This is a genomic window from Altererythrobacter epoxidivorans, assembly GCF_001281485.1.
Lineage (GTDB): Bacteria > Pseudomonadota > Alphaproteobacteria > Sphingomonadales > Sphingomonadaceae > Erythrobacter > Erythrobacter epoxidivorans.
The window spans coordinates 2164159-2188576 of the sequence record NZ_CP012669.1; the positions used below are offsets into that span (position 1 = coordinate 2164159).

Annotated in this window: 20 protein-coding genes and 1 tRNA gene; 9 read left to right on the forward strand and 12 right to left on the reverse strand. The window is 61.9% G+C overall.

The genetic code is table 11. The features are described from left to right. Positions 1 to 61: 61 nt before the first annotated feature. Both AMC99_RS10725 and AMC99_RS10730 read right to left on the reverse strand, forming a co-directional pair. A complete protein-coding gene (locus AMC99_RS10725) occupies positions 62 to 763 on the reverse strand; it encodes an FkbM family methyltransferase (protein ID WP_061926418.1) in 702 nt (233 codons plus the stop codon). Positions 764 to 802: 39 nt separating this feature from the next. After that, positions 803 to 878: transfer RNA gene (locus AMC99_RS10730), tRNA-Trp, on the reverse strand. A gap of 108 nt (positions 879 to 986) precedes the next feature. Here AMC99_RS10730 and aat point away from each other — a divergent pair. Further along, positions 987 to 1682, forward strand: a complete 696-nt coding sequence (gene aat, locus AMC99_RS10735) for a leucyl/phenylalanyl-tRNA--protein transferase (RefSeq protein WP_061927940.1) — start codon at positions 987 to 989, stop codon at positions 1680 to 1682. Here aat and AMC99_RS10740 read toward each other — a convergent pair. From AMC99_RS10740 to AMC99_RS10755, 4 genes are read right to left on the reverse strand one after another with little or no spacing between them, the layout of a single operon-like run. After that, entirely contained in the window at positions 1631 to 2131 is a 501-nt protein-coding gene (locus AMC99_RS10740; RefSeq protein WP_061927942.1) for a DUF2155 domain-containing protein, read from the reverse strand. The genes aat and AMC99_RS10740 overlap by 52 nt on opposite strands. A 2-nt stretch (positions 2132 to 2133) precedes the next feature. Continuing rightward, the gene (locus tag AMC99_RS10745) at positions 2134 to 2532 is read right to left on the reverse strand and encodes an NADH:ubiquinone oxidoreductase subunit NDUFA12 (protein ID WP_061926420.1); all 399 of its coding nucleotides are present in this window, start codon (positions 2530 to 2532) and stop codon (positions 2134 to 2136) included. Positions 2533 to 2582: 50 nt separating this feature from the next. Next, positions 2583 to 3074 (reverse strand): DUF192 domain-containing protein, encoded by a 492-nt coding sequence (locus AMC99_RS10750; protein WP_061927944.1) that lies wholly within the window; start codon positions 3072 to 3074, stop codon positions 2583 to 2585. A gap of 17 nt (positions 3075 to 3091) precedes the next feature. Then, a complete protein-coding gene (locus tag AMC99_RS10755; protein WP_232301392.1) occupies positions 3092 to 3625 on the reverse strand; it encodes a regulatory protein RecX in 534 nt (177 codons plus the stop codon). A 172-nt stretch (positions 3626 to 3797) separates the two neighbouring features. Between AMC99_RS10755 and AMC99_RS10760 the strand changes: the two genes are divergently transcribed. Further along, positions 3798 to 5552 carry a fatty acyl-AMP ligase gene (locus tag AMC99_RS10760; RefSeq protein WP_061926424.1) on the forward strand — a complete coding sequence of 585 codons (1755 nt, stop codon included), beginning with the start codon at positions 3798 to 3800 and terminating at the stop codon, positions 5550 to 5552. A 9-nt stretch (positions 5553 to 5561) separates the two neighbouring features. On the opposite strand, the gene AMC99_RS10765 is transcribed toward AMC99_RS10760, so the two are convergent. Further along, positions 5562 to 7112 carry a TIGR00341 family protein gene (locus AMC99_RS10765; RefSeq protein WP_061926426.1) on the reverse strand — a complete coding sequence of 517 codons (1551 nt, stop codon included), beginning with the start codon at positions 7110 to 7112 and terminating at the stop codon, positions 5562 to 5564. 177 nt (positions 7113 to 7289) lie between these two features. Between AMC99_RS10765 and AMC99_RS10770 the strand changes: the two genes are divergently transcribed. The 5 genes from AMC99_RS10770 (at position 7290) to AMC99_RS10790 (ending at position 12874) form a co-directional block, all read left to right on the forward strand. Further along, positions 7290 to 8510 (forward strand): toxic anion resistance protein, encoded by a 1221-nt coding sequence (locus AMC99_RS10770; RefSeq protein WP_061926427.1) that lies wholly within the window; start codon positions 7290 to 7292, stop codon positions 8508 to 8510. Further along, positions 8510 to 9262 (forward strand): hypothetical protein, encoded by a 753-nt coding sequence (locus tag AMC99_RS10775; RefSeq protein WP_061926429.1) that lies wholly within the window; start codon positions 8510 to 8512, stop codon positions 9260 to 9262. Before AMC99_RS10770 ends, AMC99_RS10775 begins: the two co-directional genes overlap by 1 nt. Beyond that, positions 9259 to 9561 (forward strand): polyhydroxyalkanoic acid system family protein, encoded by a 303-nt coding sequence (locus AMC99_RS10780; protein WP_061926431.1) that lies wholly within the window; start codon positions 9259 to 9261, stop codon positions 9559 to 9561. The genes AMC99_RS10775 and AMC99_RS10780 overlap by 4 nt, the downstream gene beginning before the upstream one ends. A 263-nt stretch (positions 9562 to 9824) precedes the next feature. Continuing rightward, positions 9825 to 10316, forward strand: a complete 492-nt coding sequence (locus AMC99_RS10785; RefSeq protein WP_061926433.1) for a biliverdin-producing heme oxygenase — start codon at positions 9825 to 9827, stop codon at positions 10314 to 10316. After that, the gene (locus tag AMC99_RS10790; RefSeq protein ID WP_061926435.1) at positions 10316 to 12874 is read left to right on the forward strand and encodes an HWE histidine kinase domain-containing protein; all 2559 of its coding nucleotides are present in this window, start codon (positions 10316 to 10318) and stop codon (positions 12872 to 12874) included. Before AMC99_RS10785 ends, AMC99_RS10790 begins: the two co-directional genes overlap by 1 nt. 4 nt (positions 12875 to 12878) lie before the next feature. Here AMC99_RS10790 and AMC99_RS10795 read toward each other — a convergent pair whose 3' ends face one another. Next, positions 12879 to 13913 (reverse strand): mannose-1-phosphate guanylyltransferase, encoded by a 1035-nt coding sequence (locus tag AMC99_RS10795; protein WP_061926437.1) that lies wholly within the window; start codon positions 13911 to 13913, stop codon positions 12879 to 12881. 47 nt (positions 13914 to 13960) lie between these two features. Continuing rightward, on the reverse strand, positions 13961 to 14698 hold the full coding sequence (locus AMC99_RS10800) for an energy transducer TonB (protein ID WP_061926439.1): 738 nt from the start codon (positions 14696 to 14698) through the stop codon (positions 13961 to 13963). A 66-nt stretch (positions 14699 to 14764) separates the two neighbouring features. Here AMC99_RS10800 and AMC99_RS10805 point away from each other — a divergent pair, with 66 nt between their 5' ends. Continuing rightward, complete coding sequence (locus AMC99_RS10805; protein ID WP_061926441.1) at positions 14765 to 17566, forward strand: ATP-binding protein; 2802 nt, start codon at positions 14765 to 14767, stop codon at positions 17564 to 17566. Between the two features lie 75 nt (positions 17567 to 17641). On the opposite strand, the gene AMC99_RS10810 is transcribed toward AMC99_RS10805, so the two are convergent. The 3 genes from AMC99_RS10810 to AMC99_RS10820 all read right to left on the reverse strand — a co-directional run bounded on the left by AMC99_RS10810 (position 17642) and on the right by AMC99_RS10820 (position 23595). Next, complete coding sequence (locus AMC99_RS10810) at positions 17642 to 21079, reverse strand: TonB-dependent receptor (protein ID WP_061926443.1); 3438 nt, start codon at positions 21077 to 21079, stop codon at positions 17642 to 17644. A 253-nt stretch (positions 21080 to 21332) separates the two neighbouring features. Then, a complete protein-coding gene (locus tag AMC99_RS10815) occupies positions 21333 to 22274 on the reverse strand; it encodes an isopenicillin N synthase family dioxygenase (protein ID WP_061926444.1) in 942 nt (313 codons plus the stop codon). 13 nt (positions 22275 to 22287) lie between these two features. Then, positions 22288 to 23595, reverse strand: coding sequence for a NupC/NupG family nucleoside CNT transporter (locus AMC99_RS10820; RefSeq protein WP_061926446.1), 1308 nt, complete (start codon positions 23593 to 23595; stop codon positions 22288 to 22290). A 142-nt stretch (positions 23596 to 23737) separates the two neighbouring features. Between AMC99_RS10820 and AMC99_RS10825 the strand changes: the two genes are divergently transcribed. Next, positions 23738 to 24418: a queuosine precursor transporter gene (locus AMC99_RS10825; RefSeq protein ID WP_061926448.1), complete on the forward strand. Its 681-nt coding sequence runs from the start codon at positions 23738 to 23740 to the stop codon at positions 24416 to 24418.

Below are 24418 nucleotides of genomic sequence, written 5' to 3' on the forward strand. Positions count from 1 at the left end.
CGACGCTTAGCAGCATGTGATTCGCGTGTGAATCGGCTTTCTTTGCGCGGGTTAACGCGGCTCAGTGCCAGTCGAGGTAAAGACGCGGCGCAGCGATCTGCGTGGCTCGCCGGCGCAAATCGGCAATCGTCCGCCGCAGTTCGCGGATCTGGCATTCGTGGGTTTCGGCAAAGATCGCGCCTATGCGTTCCGCCGACGGGCTGCCCAGCAGTGCCTCCAGAATTGCGACTTCGCCGCCCTCGATATCCATCTTTATCAGCGCGACGTCGCGATCGAGGCTGCTCAGGAAGGCCTCGATACCGACAACTTCCACTTCCAAGGGTTCGCCCTTCCCCCGCCACAGGATCGAGTGGAAGGCCGACGTGCCTTGCGAGCGCATGCCGGGTGCCTCGTCGAATTTCGGATCGCGGAAGAATGTAGCCGTTCCAGCCGCAGCGCCCATCGCCTTGCGATGCAGGGTGACATTGTCCCACGACCGTGCCCGTCGTTCGAGTTGATCGAACGCCCAGGGGTCCGGTTCGAAAGCATGTACATGGCCCGCGACAGCCGCCAGGCGCTCTGTCACGTCACCGACATTGGCGCCGAGGTCGATGCAGATCGAATTGCGGTCGAGCAGCGCCAGTTCGCCCTCGAAATCCGCTTCGGATGACCGGCCGCGCAATTCGCGTTCCTGCCACAGGCGCCGCGTTTCGGCGTCATTGGCGCGCCATGCGGCAATCCTGCCGGACACGCGGCGTGCAAGGCTGCTGAAAGAAAGCGACATGCGCGAAATTTTTTGTGGCTGCGACCAAGAACAAAAAAATGGCAGGGGTGACAGGATTCGAACCCGTGGCCCTCGGTTTTGGAGACCGATGCTCTACCAGCTGAGCTACACCCCTGCAGCGCCGCCGCCCTCTATAGGCAAGATCGCGGCAAGGCAACATGCGATAATCGCTTTGCGCATCTCTCGTGGCGATTTCCCTCTTCCGCCTGCTATGGAAGGCGCGATGCATTCGCCCCGCCTGCCCGCAATTCCTGTCGAAGTCCTCCTGCTCGCCTATCGCAGCGGGATCTTCCCCATGTCCGACAGCCGCGACGATCCGGAGATTTTCTGGGTCGAGCCACGCGAACGTGCGATCCTGCCGCTCGATGGTTTCCGCATGTCGCGCAGCCTCGCCAAGGTAGTACGCAAGGACCGGTTCCGCATAACGCTCGACACTGCTTTTGGAGATGTCATGCGCGCATGCGCCGCGCCGCGACCCGGGCATCCCGAAAGCTGGATCAGCGAGCGTATCCACGAAAGCTATTCACACCTGCACGAGGCCGGGCACGCACACTCAATCGAGTGCTGGGACGGCGAAGAGCTGGTCGGCGGGCTTTACGGTGTCAGTTTCGACATGGTGTTCTGCGGGGAAAGCATGTTCAGCCGCCGCACCGATTCGAGCAAGGTTGCGCTGGCATGGCTCGTCGCGCTGATGAAACGCGCCGGCTACGTGCTGCTCGACTGCCAGTTTATGACCGATCACCTCGCCTCGATGGGCGCGACCGAGTTGCCTCAGGCGAAATATCTCGAATTGCTGGCTGGTGCCGAAGGCGAAACGACGATGACGCTGGCGCAGGCGATGGCCCAGGTACTTGAGGAAGGCTCTGCCTATTCCTCGCCCGGGAAAGTCATCGCGCAGTCTTTCACCCAGACATCATAGATGGGGTGTTCGACGACATTCAGGCTCGGCGAATTCTTGAACAGCCATCCCGAAAAGATGCGGCGGAAATCGTTCGATCCGCGATCTTTCACCGAAACCTGAACGAAGGCGCCGACTTCCTGCGGCATTTCCCATGGCGCGGTCTTCTCGCAGGCCGAAAGGCGAATCACTACATCGCCAACACGGCGAGCATCGCCCGGCTTCATCTCGAAGTCCTGCGAAAGGTTGTTGCGCTTGTTCAGCAGCCCGATCGTCGCAACGCGTTCTTCCATCTGCGTTGCGGAAGCGGAATCGGTGAGGTCGGCCGCGACCGGCGCAGAACCCTTCAGCTCATCGGGGACTTCGGTTTCGACCGGCTTGGGCGCAGGCGGATCGTCCGAACATGCGGACAGCACGAGTGCGCCGCACGCCAACAGTGGCAGGGCCGCCGCGATCCTGGCGCGACGCATGCTCAGCCTTCCGGGCTCCATGCCTCGTAATCGCCGACCGCAGCCGCACGTTTGCCGCCCATTTCGAGCGCGCCCTGCGGGCGATAGGCTGTCGCGGTGCCGGTTGCGTTGGGCGTGTAGTCCGCTTCCCAGATCCTGGCCGGGGGCAGATTGCTTTCGGGTACGTCATCGCCTGCACCGTGCAGCCAGCCGTGCCATTCCGAAGGAACGCGGCTTGCGTCATTGGCACCTTCGTAGATGACCCAGCGACGTTCGCGCTTGCCTTCTACCCGCTTCTTCGAGCGATAATACTTGTTGCCCTGCGCATCGGTGCCGACGTGTTCGCCATTACGCGAACTCCACAGCATCGTGCCGATGGTCGCGCCATCCCACCAGGTGAAGATTTTCGAAAGGATTCCCATGGCCAGCGCGCCTAGCGGATTTGAATTGCCTCGCCAAGCATCAACAGGTGCTATTCGACCGCATCCCATGTCACTTTGTCGCCCGCCGCGATGCCGAGCTCTGCCGCCCGTCCGCCGCGCAGTTCGAGGACCGCGCTCGCGAGGCCGACGGAAGATACCGGATCGAGCGAATAGGGGACCGTGTTGGCTTCGATATTGCTGATCCGCCCGTCGACCCCGACGAAGATGATGTCGAGCGGGATCGGCGTGTTGCGCATCCAGAAACTGCGCGCCGCGATCGGTTCGGAAGGAAAGACCATCCCTTCGTCATCGCCAAGCTCGGTGCGGAACATCAGTCCGCGGGCCTGAGCCTCGGGCGTGTTGGCGACTTCGACCACGAACCGATGCGTTTTCTTGCCGCTTTCGACGGTCAGCATGGTTAGCGGGAGGCGGGACAGGGGATGACGGTCAGGAATCGCCGCCTGCGTGCCTGCTACCGGGGCAGGGCTCGATGCCGATTGCCCCTGCGGCGAACAGGCTGCCAGCATTGCTGCTGCTGCCATGGCGCACATCCATGTTTTCATTCGTATTCGTCCTCTGCCTCTTCGACCCATTGCTCGACAGCCTCGACCGTTTCCGCCTCGATGATCTGCCGCGCAGTGTCGAACCCATGGCCTGCGCGGATCATTGCCGCAATCTGCTTTTCGCGTTTATCCCGCTCGGGCAATTCTGTCGCGAACGGTCCGAAGCGGCGGCGGCTGGCAAGCGCATAGGCGGCCTGCCGCGCAGATGACTCGGCTGGACGCATTTCTTCGCGCAGGTCCTCATCGACCCCTGCCTCCCGCAACGCCTGCTCGACGCGCCGTCCGCCATATCCCTTCCGCAGCAGGCTGCCTGCCTTCGCCTTGGCATAGACTTCGTCGTCCACGTATCGCAGTTCGATCATGCGTTCGACGATGCGGCGCACATCGGGAACAGGCTCACCCTCCACCGATCCGCGCTCGCGCAATTTACGCGCGAGATAGGCTTCCAGCTTGGCCCCGGTGGTCGCAAAACGGGCGACATAGGCCAGCGCAAGGTCCTTCAGCCGCGTCTCGTCGAGCGGCTTCGGCATACGTTTTCGACGCCGGGGGGCTGTTTCATCTGAAACCATTCTGCCATAATGGTGCCACACTCCTTATCGAATGGGAAAGATCGAACGCATGCGGGGAGCTTCTTTCCTGTTTTTTGGGGGATGAGAAGGTGCAGCAATACGCATCGCAACTCACGGGTATCGCTTAAGAATTATGACCGACGCCGCACTGACGCCGACGCCGAACGACTGCCCCCTGCCACGCCGCAGGGCTGACTTCGCGACGTTCAACGAGGCCATCGATTACGCTGCCAGAAGCGAAAAGGGCCTCAATTTTCACGATATGCGCGGGACTTTGGAGCGGGTTTATCCCTTCTCCGAGATGCGCGAAGACGCCCTGACGATGGCGCGCCGCATGGTCGCTGCCGGTATCGGCAAGGGCGACCGGATCGCACTGATCGCGGAAACCGGACCCGATTTCGCAGCGCTGTTCTGCGCCTGCACCTATGTCGGTGCATGGCCGGTTCCGCTGCCGCTGCCGACTACTTTCGGGGGCAAGGAAAGCTATATCGACCAGCTTTCGGTCCAGCTGCAAAGCTCTGACCCGAAGATGCTGATCTATCCTGGCGAGATTGCCGAGATGGCGAAGGCCGCTGCCGACAAGCAGGGCTGCGCGGGAGAGGCTTGGGAAGATTTCGCCCAGCGCGAAGCACCCGAATGCGACCTGCCTCAGGCGAACCCCGACGACATCTGCTATCTCCAGTATTCTTCCGGTTCGACCCGTTTCCCGACCGGCGTTGCCGTCACGCACCGCGCGCTGCTGCACAACCTGTTCGGCCATGCGACCGCGACCGACCTGGGCGAGAACGACCGCGTCGTCAGCTGGCTGCCATGGTATCACGACATGGGACTGGTCGGCTGCTTCCTGTCGCCGATCGCCAACCAGGCAAGCTGCGACTACATCAAGACCGAGCATTTCGCCCGCCGTCCGCTGGCATGGCTCGACCTCATCAGCCGCAACCAGGGCAACACGCTCTCCTATTCGCCGACCTTCGGTTACGACATCTGCGCCCGCCGCATCTCGAGCCAGAGCCATGTCGGCGACCGCTTCGACCTGTCGCGCTGGCGCACCGCCGGCAATGGCGCGGACATGATCCGTCCCGACGTCATGCAGAGCTTCGTCAACGCCTTTGCCGAAGCAGGCTTCAAGGCGCAGGCTTTCACTCCCAGCTACGGCCTTGCCGAAGCGACGCTGGCGGTCACCGTCATGCCTCCGGGAGAGGGTATCCGCGTCGAACTGGTCGAGGAAGAGCGCCTGTCGGGCACCCCCCGCGACCTGTCGCGACCGGCCCGCTATCGCGCCATCGTCAATTGCGGCAAGGCGCTGCCCGGCATGGAAATCGAGATCCGCGGTGAAAACGGCCAGGCCAAGGGCGATCATCAGATCGGCAAGGTCTGGTGCCGCGGTGAAAGCGTCATGCACTCTTACTTCCGCAACGAGGAAGCGACCGAGGAATGCCTCGTCGCCAAGGAGAACGGCGACGTCTGGCTCGACACCGGCGACATGGGTTACATGGCCGATGGCTACCTGTTCATCGTCGGCCGGGCGAAGGACATGATCATCATCAACGGCAAGAACCACTGGCCGCAGGACATCGAGTGGGCCGTGGAGCAGCTTCCCGGTTTCAACCACGGCGATATCGCTGCCTTCTCGGTCGAAACCGAGAACGGCGAAGAAGCTCCCGCCGTACTGGTGCATTGCCGCGTTTCCGATCCCGAAGAGCGGGTGCGCCTGCGCGACCAGATCGCCGACAAGGTGCGTTCGGTTACCGGCATGAGCTGCGTGGTCGAACTGGTTCCGCCGCGCACGCTGCCGCGCACCAGCTCGGGCAAGCTGAGCCGCGCCAAGGCGAAGCGGCAGTATCTGGCGGGTGAAATCAAGCCGATCGATCTGCTCGAAGCGGCCTGATCCCCAATATCAGTCGAGGTCGTTCCAGCGCGGCGATACCACGATCCCATTCTGGGTGATCGTACCGTCGGTCGCGCTGACACCTTCGGCTTCCAGATCCCGGCGGACGATATCGACCAGCTCACGCGGGCCTGAAACCACGACAGGCATGCCGGTGCGCTCGGCCGCCCAGACCAGGGTTTGCAGGTCACGTGTGCCTGCAGCAGTGGTTCTCATCGTGCTGCCGTCTTCCTCTTCGGACTGCTTGCGTTCGAAGGCAATCGGCGGCAGCGGTCGGAGCGGCGGGATCACTTCGATGACCCAGTCGGGCTCTGTCGCGGCAATCCGCTCTTCCAGCGTGCGATAGGCGGTCAGGCTGGCACCATCCAGCACCTTGGCCCGCACCACGGCGCGGCGGCGCAAGCGGTCGATCGTCACATCGGCATCCTTCACACCAGCCACGAGCGCAAGCCGGTTTGCGAGGTCTTCGGCGCGGCGCTGGGCGGCGGCCTCTTCCTTGGCCCGCGCAGCAGCGATCTGGGCGCGTTCGGCGGCGGTAGCGCTGGTTCCGACCTGATACTGCGTCAGGACCAGCTGGATATCCCGGTCGAGCCTGCGCGACAGTGCCTGCTTCACCTGTTCTTCTGCATCCAGCCGTAGTTCCGGCGTCAACACGGTTGCGTCGATCGTGATCGGGCGCGCAGCGAAGTTGATGTCGACCTGGCTCACGCGGGACTTGGCATCGAAGGCATCCTGCAGCTCGCTTTTCACGACGCGCTGCGCGCTATATTCCCAGCCGATCTGGCGCAGGGAGAGCGCCAGCGGCACTGCGAGAGCGATGAAGACGGCAATAACCACGAAGTTCTGGAATTGGCTTTGCCGTTCAGTCAGCGTCGAACGGAAGCCGTAGAGCCGCACCATCCCCCATGCCGTCAGCGCGATCGTCAGCAGGTTGGTGACATAGAGCAGCAGCGCGCCGGAAAAGACCGTCCAGTTGAGTGTGGCAAGGCCGAAGCCGACCACGGCGAGCGGCGGCATCAATGCGGTAGCGATGGCCACGCCGACGATAGTGCCTTCGCGTCCACGGATCATGGCATAGGCACCGGCTAGCGCGGAGAAGAAGGCGACCAGCAGGTCGAACAGGTTGGGCCGCGTCCGGGCGGCGATCTCGGGCGTCACCGTCTGGATCGGCGAGAGGAATACGACAAGGGCGCAAAGGAAAACCGCCATCGCGGTGCCCCATGCGAGGCTGCGCGCCGATTTCCTGAGCCAGTTGTAGTCACCGATCGCGAGCGCGAAACCCAACCCGATGATCGGCCCCATCAGAGGCGACAGCAACATGGCGCCGATGACGACGGCAGGCGAGGAAAGCAGCAGGCCGAGGATCGCGATGCCACCCGACATGGCGGTCATGAACAGGTAGCGTTCGGACAACAGCGCATCTTCGCGGCGCTTTTCGATCACCGCCTGCTGGTCGACGGTCCCGATCACCTCGGTCCGCCACCATGTCCTGATATTGAAAAGCGTTGCCGCCACCGGATTGCTGGTGTCGTCAGCCTTGCTGTCGATGCTGTCTGCCAATTGTCGTCCCACCGAAAAATTACCCGTGTCGCATGGTGATAGAGCGCCCGCGCGCCAAACGAAAGCATGGACGCATCACGCGATATTCGTCACAATTTCTTGAAGTCCCTGTCTTAGCATACTAATACAGTATTGTCAGGCGGAGACCGCCACGGAACAGAAGTACGAAGGGCAGCTATGAGCACCGAAGCAAATGCGAACCAGACGGCGACGAAAACGGCGACCGATTTCGATCTGACCCCGCCCGATCCCGTGCCCACGGTTGCCCCGGAAAAGGCATCGGGCCTGGTCCCGGTCGATGCGGAAAAGCGCAGCAAGCTCGACGAGAAGGTGGACGGCTTCGTTGCCGACCTCGTTGCGCAAGACGCCAATTCGCCCGAATTCGGCGAGAAGGTCGACCAGATCACGCGCATGGGGCAGGAACAGATCCGCGCCGCTGCCGCGATGTCCAACCGCTTCCTCGACCGCCCCGTCCGCGCGATGGACAGCGACAACAGCGTCGGTGCCGACCTCGCCGAACTTCGCCGCACGGTCGAAGACCTCGATCCCGGCCGTAAGGGCAAGGTGCGCGGTCGCAAGCTGTTCGGCATCATCCCCTTCGGCAACAAGCTGCAGCGCTATTTCGACAGCTACACCAGCGCACAGGGGCACATCCAGGCGATCCTCGACCGCCTCGCTTCGGGCAAGCGTGAACTGCACGAAGACAATGCCGCGATCGACGTCGAGCGCCAGAAGCTGTGGGAAGCCATGGGCGAGCTGGAACAGATGATCCACATCGCCAAGACGCTCGACCAGCGGCTCGAAGACAAGGCTGACGAACTCGATGCCAGCGATCCGGCAAAGGCCAAGGCGCTGCGTGAAAGCGCGCTGTTCTACGTCCGCCAGCGAACGCAGGACCTGCTCACCCAGATGGCGGTCAGCGTGCAGGGCTATCTCGCGCTCGACCTGGTCAAGAAGAACAATGTCGAACTGGTGAAGGGTGTCGACCGCGCCAGCACCACCACGGTCGGTGCCCTGCGCACCGCGGTAACGGTGGCGCAGGCGATGACGAACCAGCGCCTGGTGCTGAAGCAGATCACCTCGCTCAACGAGACGACATCGAACATCATCGATTCGACCAGCACCATGCTGCGCCAACAGACCGGCCAGATCCACGAGCAGGCCGCATCGAGCACCATCCCGCTCGAGACGCTGCAGCGCGCTTTCCAGAATATCTATGATACGATGGACGAGGTCGACAACTTCAAGGTCCGTGCGCTCCAGAGCATGAAACAGACGGTCGATGTACTGTCGAGCGAGGTCGAGAAGTCGAAAGGCTATATCGCCCGTGCCGAAGGACAGGCGCAGGCCCAGGCCAAGATCGCTTCCGAACCTTCGCTGCTGGCACTGGATCGCTGATGAGCGACACGACCCCCGCATCGCAACAGATTATCGAGGCTGCAGGACGGTCCCTCCAAGTTCAACGGGAAGGCGGAACTCATCGCCGGGTCGGGAAATCCATCGGGCGCGGCTCGGCCGATCTGAAGGCCAGCCACTGGAAGAAGAAGGTGACGCGCATCCTCGTCGCGTTTGGTGCAATCTGGGCGACGGCTGTCGTCGCCGGCCTGATCATCGACGGCATCGGCTTTGCCGGCGTGATGCTTACCGTGCTGGCGGCCATCGTCGCCGTCGGGGTCTTTTCCAAATACCCGAAGATGAAAGTGCCGAAGCGCGAAGACCTCAAGAAGGGTGATGCACGGCAGATGGTCGGCCGCACCGAGCTGTGGCTCGAGATGCAACGACCGGCCCTGCCCGCGCCAGCGGTCCAGGTCGTGGACCAGCTGGGCGTCCAGCTCGATGCGCTTGGCCTGCAGCTCGAAACCATCGATGCGAACAATCCCGCGGTGAACGAAGTCCGCGAACTGGTAGGCGAATACATCCCCGAAACGATCGAAAATTACCGCCGTATCCCGGCGCACCTGCGCGGCGAGAAGCACGCGGGAAAGACCGCCGACGAGAGGTTGACCGAAAGCCTCGGAAAGATCAGCGGCGAGGTTGACCGCGTAACCCGGCGTCTGGCGGAAGGCGCGCTCGACGATCTTGCCGTGAAAAGCCGCTATCTCGATTACCGCTTCGGCACCGCGGAAGAGCTGGAGAACCACACCCGATGAGGATCGCCCTTCCCCATGACCTCGGCAAGGACGAGGTCCGTCGCCGCCTCAAAGAACGCAGCCACGAAATCGCCGATCATATTCCAGGCGGAATGGCGAGCGTCGATACCGAGTGGCAGGGCGATGACCTCATGCGATTGAGCGTCAATGCAATGGGCCAGTCGATCACCGGCGACATCGAGGTTTTCGACAGCGAACTCGTCTTCCAGATCGCGCTGCCACCGGCACTCTCCTTCGTCCGCCCTATGATCGAGGGAGCGATCCGGTCGAGCGGCCAGAAGATGCTAACAAAGAGCTGAAAACGCAGCGTAAAGTGGCTGCAGCCGACCTTTACTTTTAACATATGTTGTTGCAAATGCCCCTCAGTCGAAGGCGATTTCGACTGGGGAGGCAATGGCGTTCGATCTTTGTGGAACCATCGTCACAATTGGTAATTTTAGACCCTATGGGGGCCCTCCGGTTCCGGAGGTGAGAGTGATCGGGAGCAAACAGAATCGCCGTTGAATGCCATGTCGAGAGCTTGCGGCTATCTCTTCGTGCGTCCACGCGCGAGAGGCATGACATGCTGGACGCGATCATGCGTAACGCGGATTGGTCCTCTCGCGAAGGATACCGGAGTTTTCTCCAGATCCAGCACGCTGCCCGTCAGCCGATCGAACGATGGATCGACGAAAATGGTGCGGGCGATATGGGGCCACCGCCGCAATCCGGTCTCATAGAACGGGACCTTGCGACGCTTGGCTGCCGCCCGATCGAGGCACGGCTGAATTTCGAGCTTCCGGCAGGGGCAGACCAGATCGGCCTTGCCTGGGCAATTGCCGGATCATCGCTTGGAAACAAGGCGATCCTTCGCGAAGTCAGCGCTGCCAGCGCTGGTGAATGGCCAGCGGATTTCCTGTCGGATGACAGGATGACGGACTTCTGGAAACGGATCCGGCCGATACTCGATAGTCCTTGCGAGCGTGCAAGGCTTGCTGCCGCCGAAACAGCGGCTATGAGCGTGTTCGACCACTTCATCGCGGTCGCCGAAACTTTCGTCTGCGAGCAGGTGTGATGTCGCTGGGTCCCAGAAAATATGATCTGACTGAGTGCGATCGCGAGCCGATCCACCAGCTTGGCTATATCCAGCCCTTCGGCGCCATGATCGCCGTCAATGGCGACTGGAACATCGCCCATGCCTCCGCCAACGTAGCCGAAATCCTCGGCACAGGTGCGGCGGTCGAGCCCGGTGCTCCGCTGTCCGACGTCTTCATCCAGCCAGCTGTCGAAAGGTTGCGCGATACAGTAAGGCGCCTGCAGGAAATCGACCAGGTCGAGCGCATGTTCGCCTCGCGCCTGCTCCGCGACGGAGCCCTGTTCGACCTCGCCGTCCACCAGGCGGGGCCGCTGGTGATCATTGAATTCGAACGGCACCAGGAACAGGATTCGAGCCACCACCTCGACCATCTCCGGCCGCTCATCCGCACGCTCGACCGGATCGACAACGTCGATGCGCTGTGTGACCGTGCCGCCGGCCTGATCAAGGACCTGCTCGGCTTCGACCGGGTCATGGTCTACAAATTCCATCCCGATGGCAGCGGCGAGGTCGTGTCCGAAGCGAGGGAAGAACACCTCGAAAGCTTTCACGGACTGCGTTATCCGCGCACCGATATTCCCGAACAGGCGCGCGAGCTTTACCTGCGCAACCGGTTCCGCATCATCAGCGACATCAACGCTGCACCTGTGCCGATCGAGCCGCAGGAATCTGTACTCGGAGAACCCGTCGACCTGAGCATGAGCATGCTCCGCGCAGTGTCGCCGATCCACATCGAATATCTGCAGAACATGGGCGTAGGCGCATCCCTGTCGATTTCGATCGTCATCGGCGGCAAGCTCTGGGGCCTGTTCGCGTGCCACCATTATTCCGCACGGGTCCTGCCCTTCCCGCTTCGCACCGTGGCAGAGCTTTTCTCGCAGCTTTTCTCGCTTACCCTCGAACGGAGCCTGCAATCGGCGAAAGAGGGCCTGCTCGAACGCGGGCGGCGGATGCACGACCAGCTGATGATGCAGCTCGCCGGAGGCAATTCGCTTGCCGACAGCCTGCCTCAGCTTGTCAGCATCCTGAAGGACGTGATCGTACATGACGGCATGTCGATCTATCTTGACGGCACCTATCGCAGCCAGGGCTCGGCGCCCGATGCAGAAGAATTCAAGGCTCTCATCCCCGCCTTGAACGGCGCCCCGACGAGCAAGGTCATCGCCACCAGCGCGCTGGCCGACCAGCTCAAATCGGCGAAACCCTTCGTCGAACGGGCGGCAGGGGCGTTGATCGTGCCGATCTCTCGCAGTCCGCGCGACTACCTCGTCCTGTGGCGCAAGGAAGAAGCGCAGACTGTTCGCTGGGCAGGCAATCCGGAAAAGGTGGTTGAGGAAACCGAAAACGGAATCCGCCTTTCGCCGCGCAAGAGCTTTGCCCAATGGGAAGAGACCGTCAGCGGCCGGAGTTCACCCTGGACGCCGGACGAACTGCAAATCGCGGAAAGCCTGCGCAACACGCTGATCGAGGTGGTCTTGCGCCTGACCGACGCCGCGGTTCGCGATCGCAGCCGGGCGCAGGAACAGCAAGAGCTGTTGATCGCAGAGCTCAACCACCGCGTCCGCAATATCCTCAATCTGATCCGCAGCCTCGTCGCGCAATCTCAGCACGATGCCGCCAACATAGAGGACTACAGCCAGATCATCGGCGGGCGCATCAGCGCACTGGCGAGCGCACATGACAATATCACCCGCCAGAACTGGTCGCCGGCCCCGCTAAGCGCATTGATCGAGGCCGAAGTAGAAGCCTATCTCCAGGAGAAGGCGGAGCGCCTGCTGATCCAGGGCGAAGACGTGTTGATCGCGCCGGAGGCCTACACGGTGTTGGCGCTGGTGATGCACGAGCTGGTCACGAATTCGGCAAAATACGGCAGCCTGTGCGATCGTCGCGGGCACTTGCAGGTCAATCTTCGCCGCGACCACGAAGGCGACCTGCACATAGAATGGCGCGAAATTGGCGGACCCGAGGTCAAGGAACCGACCCGCCGCGGATTCGGATCGACCATCATTGAACGTTCGATCCCGTTCGACCTGAAGGGTGAGGCGACGGTCCGCTACGAGCCCGATGGCCTGCAGGCGGATTTCCTCGTCCCGGCACAATATGTGTTCGACATGGACGAACAAATGGTCGGCGAGAAGGCACTCAATGGCGAGACCCGCCAGGTTTCGGCTCCCACCCCGACCGGTTCGCTCCCCCAGCGTGTGCTGATCGTCGAGGATTCGATAATCATCGCGCTCGACACACAGGAATGCCTGAAACAGCTCGGGGTCCCCAATGTCGAGGTGGCGGCGAGCGTCGCAGCGGCACTGGACGAGATCGAGAAGCACCGTCCGGATTTTGCCATCGTGGACTTCAACCTCGGCGCAGAGACCAGCGAACCGGTTCAGGAAAAACTGCGCGAATTGAACATCCCGCACGTCCTAGCGACCGGTTACGGCGAGCAGACGCTCGACACGAGCCACGATTCGAACAAGGGCGTGATCATCAAGCCCTATGGCAAGGCGGAAATCGAGAAGGTTATCGGCGGCCGGGGCTGACCGCTTACTGATTGGCCGCGCCGTCCAGTTTCCCGACCAGTTGCGCACCATCGCGCGAAGTCACCAGGACTTCGTCGCCATCGACGACAATGCACAGGTCTTTTACTCCGACAGCGGAGATGCGAGGTCCGTCGCTGATCGACAGGACATTCTCACAATCTAGCAATTGTGCGGGCCCTTCCACACTGTTTCCATCTTCGTCGGTTTCCAGCGCATCGTGCAAGGCGGCCCAGCTGCCGATGTCCGACCAGCCCATCGACACAGGCACGACGGCGGCGTCCTTCGCGCCTTCCATTACCGCATAGTCGATCGATTCACCGGCGATCCCGGCAAAGCTTTCGGCATCGGGATGGAACAGGGTGCCGCTTTCCGAACCGTTTGCAACGGCCGCTGCAACCAGTTCGGCCATGTCCGGCCGTTGGCGTCGCAACTCGCTCAATACCGCGCAGGCACGAAAAACGAAGATGCCGCCATTCCATGCGTACTCGCCACTGGCGAGGAATTGCATCGCTCGCCCGGCATCGGGCTTCTCGACGAATTCCGCGACCGAATAGCCACCCGACAGCGGCTTGCCCCGGCGGATGTAACCATATCCTGTTTCCGGTCGATCCGCGGTAATCCCGAAAGCGACCAGCTTGTCCTCGCGGGCTAGCTGGAAGGCAGCGCGTGCGGCATCGCGAAAGGCATCTTCGTCGGCGATGAAATGATCGCTCGGACACACCAGCATGACGTCGCCGGGATCGAGCCTGGCCGCCGCAAGCGCAATGGCCGGTGCGGTGTTGCGCGCGCAAGGCTCGACAACGATCTGCAGATCATGTCCACGCGCCTGGGCTTCAATGAGATCGACGTGCTGCGGCCCAGCGACGATCGTCGCTGGCGCAAATTCGTCACCCTTCACCCGCGAAAGTGCCGCCTGGAACAGCGTCTTGTCGCCGATCAGCGGAATGAAGGGCTTGGGACGGGCCTTGCGGCTTTTCGGCCAGAGACGCGTGCCGCTGCCCCCGCAGAGGATGACCGGATGAATGCGCATAGTGTTCATGACGCTCCCTCCTTAAACTCAAGGCCTTGCCACGAGGTTACGTCCCCTCAGAACCAGCGTTGCCGCCAGTAGAATGGTGCTGCAACCGGATTGCCTTGTGCATCTTGCGCCGGTTTGAAGCCCAACCGGTCAACGACCAGCTGGCAGGTGATACGATCGGCCTCCGGATCGGGACTCGGTTTGTAAACGGAGCAGTTCGATGCCCGCCCGTTGACCCCGACGATCACCCGCACGATCACCTCCGTACCTCGCCGCGCGTCCCGGCCACCGGGCGGTACCGGATAATCGCGCGCGTTGTTGATCCTGCCCGAAACATGCTGCGGCTTGGTCGCAGCGACGCCGCCCGTGCCGCCACCGTCGCGGCCGCTGCCTGTGCCCAGTCCCGAACCGTCTGCCCCGGTGCCATCCCCTTGGTCCCTTGCGCCTGAAGTATTGGCCGCCCCGGTCGAAGAGGCACGGGGAGCCGGGGTTTCCCTGGTCTTGATCGGCGAGGTTGGTGCGGTCACAGGCTTGGGCGTAGCCTTCAGCCCCGGATCGCCCTGTGCTCCCTCGTCCGGTTCGGGCTCGGTCACCGGCGTTTCTTCTTCGGGAGCCGTGACCGTGACGGTGAATGCGCTCACGACGGTGCGTTCGACCGTGGCGGTCATGTCCGGCGCGAATGCCTTGGCCAAGCCGTAGAGCCCGAGAATATGCAGCGCGACGATCAGCAAGATCGTCCCGACACGAGGCTTGCGCTTGCGGTTGACGAAGCCCGTTGAGGCAACTGACTGTTTGTCCGAATTCACCCTGCGCTCCAGCTGCCGCCCGCAAACCTTGCCGGCTCTCTATAACCTTGTCGGAAGGGATTCAGGATGAACAGCATAAACTTGCCGGATACCCGTGCCGCCATTGCAGGTCCAGGATTGCAGCGGGAGGTATCGATCGGTTTGGCCGCTGCATTGGCGTTCGGGATCGTCGCCTTTGCCAGCATTGAGCTCACCCGCGGGGACGGTCGCATCGCTGCGGTATGGATACCCAATGCACTGGCGGTGGTGTTCATGCTCAGGGTGCGCCTCGCCCGCGAGTGGCTGTTCCTGGGATCGCTGTTTGCCGGGAATGTCCTTGCGAACGTTTTTGCAGGCGACGATGCCTGGCACGCTATCGGCCTTGCCGCCTGCAACCTTGCCGAGATCCTGATCGCGGTTCACCTGTCGCGACGCTTCTGCGGGATGCGGCCTGACATGGAGGATATCGGCCAGTTGTCGCGCTTCGTGGGCGCGGCTGCGATTGCCGCCCCCTTCGCCTCGGCCACCCTCGCAATGGCAATTCTTGGCGGCGATGGCCCCGCCTCCCTAGTCTTGTGGCTGAAATGGGCGGTCACCGACGGCCTCGGCATGATCATAATCGCGCCCGCGTCACTCATCATCGTCGATTCTTGGCGGCGACGACGCTGGCCCTCCCGCCGCGAGGCGATCGAATGGTCGATCCTGACCATTGCCGGCACGACCATGACGGTAGCGGTTTTTGCGCAGACCGAATTTCCCTTGCTGTTCCTGACCGGCCTGGTCGTGCTTTCCCATGCGTTCCGGCTCGGCGCGTTGGGGACTGCTTTTTCGGTGACCAAGGTCGCGAGCATCGCGACGGTCTTCACTTCGCTGGAGCTAGGACCGATCAACCTGATCCAGCATTCCGACAGCGCGGAAATCGTCGTGCTGCAAGGCTTCATTGCCGCAGCCTTCCTGATGGGACTTCCGGTCGCGGCAATCCTGTCGGGGCGCAATCGCCTCATACAGGAGATCGAACAGAGCCGCCGCGAACTTGCCCTGCTCGCAGACAACATCACCGACGCCGTTCTGCGGTTCGATCTCGACGGGGTCTGCACCTATGCGTCTCCGTCAGTCGGCGAGGTGCTGGGCGAACCGGCCGCGGCGTTTCGGGGAACGCGTGCGAGCGATCGCGCGCATCCCGATGCCATCGACAGGATAAGCGAAGCGGAAGAGAGGCTGCTGTCCGGTGAAGCGGAAAAGCAACGCTTCACCTATCGCCGCCTGCTCGACGATCCGCATGGAAAACCGGTCTATATCGAGGCCGATTGCGCCATCGCGCGCGCACCCGCGACCGGCGAAGCCGAGGGTATCGTGGTATCGGCCCGCGATGTGACTGCCCGGGTCGAGCTGGAACTGCAGCTTGTTCGGGCCCGCAGGCACGCGGAAGACGCCGCGCATGCAAAATCGCAATTCCTCGCCAATATGAGCCACGAGATACGCACGCCCATGAACGGCGTGCTCGGATTTGCCGAACTGCTCCTGCAGGAGCCGCTGGAGGGAAAGCAGAGGCGGCATGCCGAGCTGATCGTGCAGTCGGGCCGTTCGATGATGCTGCTGCTCAACGACATTCTCGACTTGTCGAAGATCGAGGCAGGCCAGATCGTGATCGAGCAGTCGCCAGTCGATATCGTCCGGTTGATCGATGAGTGCGTGGCGCTGCAAATGGCTGCTGCCGAGGGCAAGGGACTTGAGCTCGAAGTAGACGCCGGTTCGGACGAATGCTGGAGCGTCACCGATGCGCTTCGCCTGCGCCAGATCGTGCTCAACCTGATCGGCAATGCGATCAAGTTCACCATGCAGGGTTCGATCCAGGTTTCCATAGAGACCGGCGACGGGCGGCTCGAAATTTCGGTCCGGGACACCGGCATCGGCATCCCGGAAGACCGGCTGGAGGATATTTTCACCCCGTTCGAACAGGGCGACAGCAACACTGACCGGAAATACGGCGGGACGGGGCTTGGCCTTTCGATCAGCCGACAGCTCGCGGAATTGCTCGGCGGAAGCCTTGGAGTGACATCGAGGGAAGGGATCGGCACGGAATTCACCATCTGCCTCCCGCTGGTCGAAACGGCCGCACCCGCCATCGACAGCGTGCCAAAGGGAGAACCGGAGAGCACGGACTTGCCGGAAAAGGCCCGGATTCTATTGGTCGAGGACCACGACGTGAACCGTCTGCTGGTTACCGAAATGCTCGAGCGGTGCGATCAGCAGGTGAATGTCGCGCATGACGGCAATGCGGCCATTTCGATGGTGCTGGACGCCCATGCGAGGGGCGAACCCTTTGCCCTAGTGCTGATGGATGTTCAGATGCCCGATTGCGACGGGTACTCCGCGACGCGCGCCATTCGCGCGGAAGGCATCGGCCCTGCGACCCTTCCCATAATAGCGCTCACGGCAAACGCCTTCCCGGAAGACATTGCAGCAGCGCGGGATTCTGGGATGCAGGGGCACCTGGCAAAGCCGCTGGTGTTCGCGGAACTGGTTGCAACTTTGCAGCGCTGGTTGCCCACGACAATCGTGGAGGACGACAGGTCAGCGGCCACAGTTTTACCTGACGATCTGCCGCGTGCCGTGCCGCGCAGGCATTCGGACAAGATCCTCGCGACATGGCAGGAACGCCGCCGCGAAGCGATCGATGCCGTCGCGCAGGCGCTGCGCAGCGGCAGCCTGACCGGTGTCGATGGTGAGGATCTGGCACGGCTGGTCCACAAGCTGGCCGGAACCGCAGGGATGTTTGGCGAAGACAGGCTGGGCGAATGCGCCGCGGCGTTCGAGCGTGCCCTGCGCAGCGAGGTCGATCCCGAAGTCAGGGAAGAACTGGCCCGCGACCTGCTCGAGGCTGCCTGAGAAAATCCCGCCTGCACAAAAAGAAACGGCGGAGCCCGAAGGCCCCGCCGCTCATTTTCGTCAAATCCGCTTGGATTAGAACTTGTAGCTCACGCCCAGCTTGATGCGCCACACCGAAGCGGGGATGTACAGCTGGTTGTCGGCTTCGAAGTTCTCTTCACCGATGAAGTCGGTGATGATGTAGCGGCCTTCGCTGTCGACACCGTCGATGTCGGCAACCGGCTGCTGACCGGCATACTGGCGCGAACGAAGCACGTTCCAGTCCTTGTCGAGCAAGTTCAGGAAGTTGTCGATCATGCCGTAGACCTGGATCGAGTCGTCGAGGCCGAAGAAGCTACCCGGTCCGGGCAGGTCCTGCGACAGCTTGAGATCGAGGTCGTAGTACCAGTCGTTTTCACAGGTGTTACGAGCGATGCTCTGTCCGATGTAGTCCTTCGCACAGTCGAGACCGGCTGCGAAATCGGCCAGGTCCTGAACCGCACCCATGTCGGACAGCGGCGAGATGTTCGGGTCGCTGACACCGGTCGGGAGGTAGACAACAGCGTTGTCCGAACCCGACGACGAGTCGTTGAACACACCGCCACCGGCGAAGGCCAGACCGTAGTGACGGCCCGAACGTGCGGTGAAGGTTGCCGTCAGACGCGTCTTGTGATCGGCGAAGAATTCTTCCGCCAGCGACACGCGAGCCGTGATGTTGTGGGTGTTCGAGTAGATCGAGTCCGCAGCAGCAGGGTTCTGAAGGTCGAATGCGAGCGTACGGTCGTAGTTCGAACCTGCAGTCGAGCTGGTCATCGCACGACGGTCCTGGGCATCGGTGTAAGCATAGCCCAGCGAGAAGTCGATCCGGCCGCCTTCGGTGAAGATGCCGCGATATGCGCTCTTCGACAGAAGGAACGAAGCCGTCCAGCTGTTGAAGCTGCCAGCATTGGTCAGGACCAGCTCGTCGTCACGGCTCGTGGCAAAGCACGGGTCGTTCACGTTCGAGAAGATCGGGCCCGGATTGTTGCCCTGGAATACAGCGGTACAACCGGCGTTCGTCGGGTCGATCGCTGCGTAGATCGGACGACCATCGATGGTGTAGCCGTTGAGGCCTTCACGATAGTCGATGACCTGCGACAGGTCGGCAACGGTGAACGGATCACGGAAATGGCTGTAGATGAAGTCGGTCTTCAGGTTCCAGTCGCTGAAGAAGCCGCTGCTTGCCAGGTCAAGACCGCTTTCGAAGCCGGCGTTGAAACGCACGACGCTCGGCGTCTTGATGTCCGGATCGATCGACTGCGTGTCGCCGCGACCCTGTGCGGCGATGTTCTGACCGGCCTGGAAGACACAGTCAGGAACGCCGGTGAAGGTACCGCCCTGAAGGACGTTGTACGGCGAAGAGAGACCCGAACAGGTCGACGAGTTCAGGCGACCTTCTGCGTAGGTGATGCCGTTGTTCTGGAAGGCGTTGCCGAACCAGACCAGCGGGTCACCGCCCGAGAAGATGCCGGCGCCGAGGCGAACGGTCGGACGGCTGAACGGACCGAAATCGTCAGCTTCGTAGGTGAAGGCTGCGCGCGGCAGGAACGACACCGGAAGGTTGCTGAAGCTGATCGAGTTCGAACGCTCGTTGTAACGGTCTGCGAACAGCGGGTTGAAGCCCGGACGATCGCCGTCGTACATGTCGACACGGACGCCGATGATCGCGCTGAGGCGGTCGGTCATCTGCCAGTCGTCCTGGGCGAAGAAGCTCCAGGTGGTGCGCTTGAACTGAGCAGCTGCGTCGTTCACGTCGCCGGTTGCCGAAGCTGCGCCGACAGCGCCAACGACACGGTTGTTCACCAGGTTGCTGCCGAAGAAGCCCGAGGTGCTGCTGCCGTTGGTCAGGATGCCTGCTTCGAGATCGTCGAGCGAAGCGAAGTTGAGCGTGCCGCTCGAACCCGGAACGAAGAGGTTGAAGATTTCAACCTGGTTCCACGTCGTGCCGATCTTGAAGGTGTGGTCGCCTGCCTTGATGCGGGCGATCGCGGTTGCGTAATCGACCGTCGTGTTCAGCTGGTTGGCCATGCGGAAGGTGCCCGGGCCAGCCTGGAACGAACCACGGATGCCGTTCTGCTCGATACCGACGTTGATCTGCGGGATCGGGTTGCCCGACTGTGCTTCACCGCCACCGACGGGATCCTGAATATCGTCGATCTGCGAGTGAGCGTAACGCAGTTCGGTCGAGAACTGGTCCGACCAATCCGAGTACAGGCGAGCCGAGTAGTATTCCGACTTGGTGCCCGAATTGTAGAAGTTGTTGAGACCGGTCAGCGTCGGCGAAGTGATCGACGTGAAGATACCGTCACGCTTCACAGTGCTTTCGTCGAGACGCTGGTAGGTCGCTTCGAGGCGGTGATCGTCGTTGATCTGGAAGTCGAGGCGACCGAAGTAACGGTCGTTTTCGTACGGAAGGTTGTAAACCAGCGGGCCGGTTTCGATGCCGTACTTGGTCGACAGGATGCTCGAGAAACGCTCGAAGTCGGCAACGGTGATGCCGGGCGTTTCGTTGGCGAAACCGCCACCCTGCGGGCCGAAGTCGAATGCTTCGCCGCTTTCCTGGTGCGAGTATGCGCCGAAGAAGAACAGGCGGTCCTTGATGATCGGGCCACCGAGCGATGCGCCCCAGTTCTTCTGCGGCTCGACCGGAGTGGTGCGAACGTCTGCAACGTCGCCACCGCGAAGGCCGTCGTCCGAATATTCGTAGAAGGCGCTGCCGTGGAATTCATTGCTGCCCGAGCGGGTGATCACGTTGATCGCACAGCCGGTGAACTGGCCGTATTCGACATCGAACGGAGCGAATTCAACCGAGGTTTCACGGATCGCCGCATACGGGATCGGGGTCGAGCTGCGCGATGCGAAGCCGTTGCCGTTCAGGCCGTAAAGGTCGCCCTGGCTGATGGCGTCGACGGTGAATGCGTTCGAACGGTCGTTACCACCAAGGCACGAAATGCGGTTCTGGCCCGAGCTGGTGTCGGGGTCGAGCGTTACGCGCGGGTCGATACGGATGATGTCGCGAACGTCGCGGTCGAACGAAGGAGCGGTTTCGAGAACCACTTCGCTGAAGCCGCTGCCCGGACCGACGGCCAGCTGCGTCACGTTCACGCGCGATGCGCTGACGACGATGACGTTTTCGCTGCCGACTGCAGCCGAGCTGAGCGCGAAGGTGTACTGAGTGGTGCCCTGGACGCTGATGAACTGGTCTTCGATGCTCTGGCCTTCAAAGCCCGGAGCCGAAGCGGTCACGGTGTAGGGGCCGCCCGAGGTCAGCGTGTCGATGCGGAACTGGCCGTCGTTGCTGGCGGTGACCGTGCGGGTCGCGCCGGTACGGGTGTCGGTGACGGTAACGGTCGCGCCGGAGATCGGTGCACCGGCTTCGTCGGTTACCTGGCCGGAAACGCCCGAGGTAATCTGCTGCGCCGCGGCGGGCGCTACGAAAGTCGCAGCCGCCGACAGCGAAACGACGCTGGCAGCCAAGAGATACTTGAGTTTCATGGTTGGTTAGCCCCTGAATGGATTTTGCGCGGGAGAAAACTTGCGATGGCGGCCCGATAAAGGGCCATCGCTGCGCTAAAAAGACCGTTTTGTGTCAATTCTGTGAAAGGATCGGCGGTAATTCCGCAACGCCCCCGTTGCGAGCGGGCGACACCCCCCTCAAACCCTCGGATTCCGTAGGGTTTCAAAGGGGTGTTGCCGCACTGCAACATAGATTGGCGAATCCGCCCGAGCGGGCGCCGATCGCCGCCAATCAGGCGAGATTGATTTCCCGTAGGCGCTGGAGAAGGAATTCGTGGCTCGAAATCGGGGCCGGAGCCTCCGACTCGTGGCCTTCCTCAATACACTCGGGAAGCGTCTCGATGACGTAGTCCGGGCGGAAATGGAGGAAGAACGGCATCGAGAAACGCGCGCGGCGCACGGCCTCGCCCTTCGGGTTGACCACGCGGTGTGTGGTCGAACGCAGCTTCGAATTGGTCAGGCGGTCGAGCATGTCGCCGACATTGATGACCAGCGCGCCTTCCGGCACGTCGACAGCCTTCCAGGTGCCTTCCTTGGTAAGCAGTTCGAGGCCGGCCTCTTCAGCGCCAAGCAGCAGGGTAATGGTGTTGATGTCACCATGCGCCGCAGCGCGGATTGCACCGTCGGGCGCATCTTCGGGCAGGGGCGGATAGTGCAACAGTCGCATAACCGAATTGCCGTCCTCGACTGTCGGGACGAAGAATTTCGGGTCGCGGCCAAGGTGGATCGCGATCGCTTCGAGCACGCGCCCGCCAGCGGTCTCGAACGCCGAATACAGTTCGCTGAAAGTATCGCGGAAACCGTCGACTTCTTCCGGCCAGATGTTCGGCGCCATGAATTCGGCAAGCTCGTGCCCTGCGGGCAGCGAACGCCCGATGTGCCAGAACTCCTTGAGGTCGAAGATCTCTGCATCCTTGGCCTTTTCGACGCCGAAAGGCGTGTAGCCCCGGGCACCGCCGCCGCCTTCGATCTTGTACTTCATCTTGGCTTCGGTCGGCAGGGCGAAGAATTCCTTCGACTTGGCTTCAGCCCGGTCGATCAGTTCCTGCGGGATGCCGTGGTCACGAATGACGGCAAAGCCATATTCGGAGAAGCTGCGGCCAAGATCGTCGGCAATGTTTTCGAGCGGCTGGTCGAGTGAGACCACCGCGATATCGTTTGATGAGTCGGTCATAATGGGTGCGCCCTTAATACGGTAGGAAGAGTCCCGCCAGAGCCGCGCTCATCAAATTGGCGAGGCTGCCGGCAGCGAGCGCGCGGATACCGAGCTTTGCGATCACAGGTCTTTGATTTGGCGCAAGCCCGCCGGTGACCGCCATCTGGATCGCGATGGAGGAGAAATTGGCGAAACCGCACAGCGCAAAGGTAACGATGGCACGGCTGCGATCGGTCAGCGTTTCGAGCGCGCCCAGTTCGATGAAAGCGACGAATTCGTTGAGCACGATCTTGGTTCCGAACAGGCCGCCGGCTGCGCCTGCTTCCTCCCACGGAATGCCGATCAGGAACATGACCGGGGCAAAAACCCAGCCGAGCATCTGCTGGAAGCTGAGATCGGCATAGCCGAACAAGCCGCCCGCCCAGCCAAGCAAACCGTTGGCAAGCGCGACGAGCGCTACGAAAGCGAGCACCATGGCGCCGACTGCAACGGCCAGCTTCACGCCGGTCTGTGCGCCCTGAGCCGCAGCTTCGATCACGTTGGCAGGCTTGGTCCCTTCCTCGAAGGTTTCGGCAACCTCGACTTCGTGCGGGCGGTCGCCTTCGGTGAGCGCGGCCGGCCCGTCGCCGCTGATGCGCGCCCTGGGCAAGGCAATCTCGCCTTCCGCTGCCGGGTTATCCTCTTCCTCGTCTGGCATGATGATCTTTGCCATCAGGATGCCGCCCGGTGCCGACATGAAGGCAGCAGCAAGCAGGAAGGGCAGGTATTCATTGCCGAGCAGCCCGGCATAAGCCGCGAGGATCGTGCCTGCGACACCGGCCATGCCAACGCTCATCAGCGTGAACAGGCGGCTGGGCGCGAGCGCAGCGAGATATGGCCTGACGACCAGTGGGCTTTCCGACTGGCCGACGAAGATATTGGCCGCCGCACCTAGGCTTTCGACCTTGCTGATGCCAGTGACGAAGGCGATCGCCCCGCCGACCCAGCGGACCACGCGTTGCATGATGCCGAGATAATAGAGGATCGAGACGAGCGAGGCGAAGAACACGATTACCGGCAGCGCACCGAGCGCAAACGTGTTCTGCAGCGGGTTGTCGGCACCAAACAGGAACGCGGTCCCTGCATCGGCATATGAAAGGAGTGCCGCCACGCCATTCGACATTCCCTGGATCACCGCCCTGCCCCAGCTTGTCGCCAGGACGAGGAACGCCATCAGCGCCTGCAACAGGAATGCCGCACCCACGATGCGAAGCTTGATCCGCCTCTTGCCGGTCGAAAGGAGGAAGGCGATCAGCAGGATCACCGCGATACCGGCGATGTTGATAAGGATTGGCGGCATGGGACCCTTTCGCCCAAAGGCAGACAAGTTGCGGATGAAATTATCCGTTCTCTTGCGCGCACAATCCCGTTAGTCAATTTTCATGGAGATCGGGCTGCATGTCCGTGCACAGCTCATTCAGCCTTCAAGGACGAAATTCCGCATGACCGAACCCGGCAATTCGAACGCACTCGCCGCAGCAGCCACCCCGCGCGGCCTGTTCGTTTACCTGATGCTTTATGGCGGCATGACGGTGCTCGCAGGAGTCCTCGCGTTCAAGCAGGTCCAGCTCGTGCCGACCGAACTTTCGGTCGAGGCGGGCATTTTTCCCTACCTCGTCCTGGTCGTGATCTCGAGCACGGTAGCGCAGCTTTACGGGCAGAAAACCGCCAATACGATCGTGTGGTGGGGCTTCATCCCGCTGGGCATTTCGGCATTGCTGATGCAGTTGGTGCTGGGCCTGCCGGCCTCTGTCGAGATGATCGATTTCCGTCCCGATGACCTTGCCGCCTTCGAACAGGTGCATCGTTCGACATGGCGCGTGTGGATGGCCGGCCCTGCCGCCTACATCACCTCGCTGCTGCTCAATGTCTGGATCTTTTCGAAGCTGCGCGGCAGCGGAGAAGCCAATACGCTGGGACTGATGGTGCGCGGTGCCATCGCCTCTGCCATCAGCCAGGCCATCGATTCGGTGATCTTCATCACCCTCGCCTTCTATGGCGAATTCGACATCACCAACCTGATGATCGGCCAGGTATTGGCCAAGGTCGTTCTCAGCATCGTACTGGTGCCCTTCCTCATTACCGGCGGCGTCGCCCTCGCGAAGAAGCTGGACGGCGACTGA

Excerpts from the sequence above, each read along its gene's own strand:
- AMC99_RS10815 (WP_061926444.1), bottom strand. The coding sequence starts at position 22,274 with ATGACCGACTCATCAAACGATATCGCGGTGGTCTCACTCGACCAGCCG.
- AMC99_RS10775 (WP_061926429.1), top strand. The coding sequence starts at position 8,510 with ATGAGCGACACGACCCCCGCATCGCAACAGATTATCGAGGCTGCAGGA.
- AMC99_RS10790 (WP_061926435.1), top strand. The coding sequence starts at position 10,316 with ATGTCGCTGGGTCCCAGAAAATATGATCTGACTGAGTGCGATCGCGAG.
- AMC99_RS10740 (WP_061927942.1), bottom strand. The coding sequence starts at position 2,131 with ATGCGTCGCGCCAGGATCGCGGCGGCCCTGCCACTGTTGGCGTGCGGC.
- AMC99_RS10755 (WP_232301392.1), bottom strand. The coding sequence starts at position 3,625 with ATGCCGAAGCCGCTCGACGAGACGCGGCTGAAGGACCTTGCGCTGGCC.
- AMC99_RS10795 (WP_061926437.1), bottom strand. The coding sequence starts at position 13,913 with ATGAACACTATGCGCATTCATCCGGTCATCCTCTGCGGGGGCAGCGGC.
- AMC99_RS10745 (WP_061926420.1), bottom strand. The coding sequence starts at position 2,532 with ATGGGAATCCTTTCGAAAATCTTCACCTGGTGGGATGGCGCGACCATC.
- AMC99_RS10750 (WP_061927944.1), bottom strand. The coding sequence starts at position 3,074 with ATGGCAGCAGCAGCAATGCTGGCAGCCTGTTCGCCGCAGGGGCAATCG.
- AMC99_RS10785 (WP_061926433.1), top strand. The coding sequence starts at position 9,825 with ATGCTGGACGCGATCATGCGTAACGCGGATTGGTCCTCTCGCGAAGGA.
- AMC99_RS10770 (WP_061926427.1), top strand. The coding sequence starts at position 7,290 with ATGAGCACCGAAGCAAATGCGAACCAGACGGCGACGAAAACGGCGACC.
- aat (WP_061927940.1), top strand. The coding sequence starts at position 987 with ATGCATTCGCCCCGCCTGCCCGCAATTCCTGTCGAAGTCCTCCTGCTC.
- AMC99_RS10725 (WP_061926418.1), bottom strand. The coding sequence starts at position 763 with ATGTCGCTTTCTTTCAGCAGCCTTGCACGCCGCGTGTCCGGCAGGATT.
- AMC99_RS10810 (WP_061926443.1), bottom strand. The coding sequence starts at position 21,079 with ATGAAACTCAAGTATCTCTTGGCTGCCAGCGTCGTTTCGCTGTCGGCG.
- AMC99_RS10820 (WP_061926446.1), bottom strand. The coding sequence starts at position 23,595 with ATGCCGCCAATCCTTATCAACATCGCCGGTATCGCGGTGATCCTGCTG.
- AMC99_RS10805 (WP_061926441.1), top strand. The coding sequence starts at position 14,765 with ATGAACAGCATAAACTTGCCGGATACCCGTGCCGCCATTGCAGGTCCA.
- AMC99_RS10760 (WP_061926424.1), top strand. The coding sequence starts at position 3,798 with ATGACCGACGCCGCACTGACGCCGACGCCGAACGACTGCCCCCTGCCA.
- AMC99_RS10780 (WP_061926431.1), top strand. The coding sequence starts at position 9,259 with ATGAGGATCGCCCTTCCCCATGACCTCGGCAAGGACGAGGTCCGTCGC.
- AMC99_RS10825 (WP_061926448.1), top strand. The coding sequence starts at position 23,738 with ATGACCGAACCCGGCAATTCGAACGCACTCGCCGCAGCAGCCACCCCG.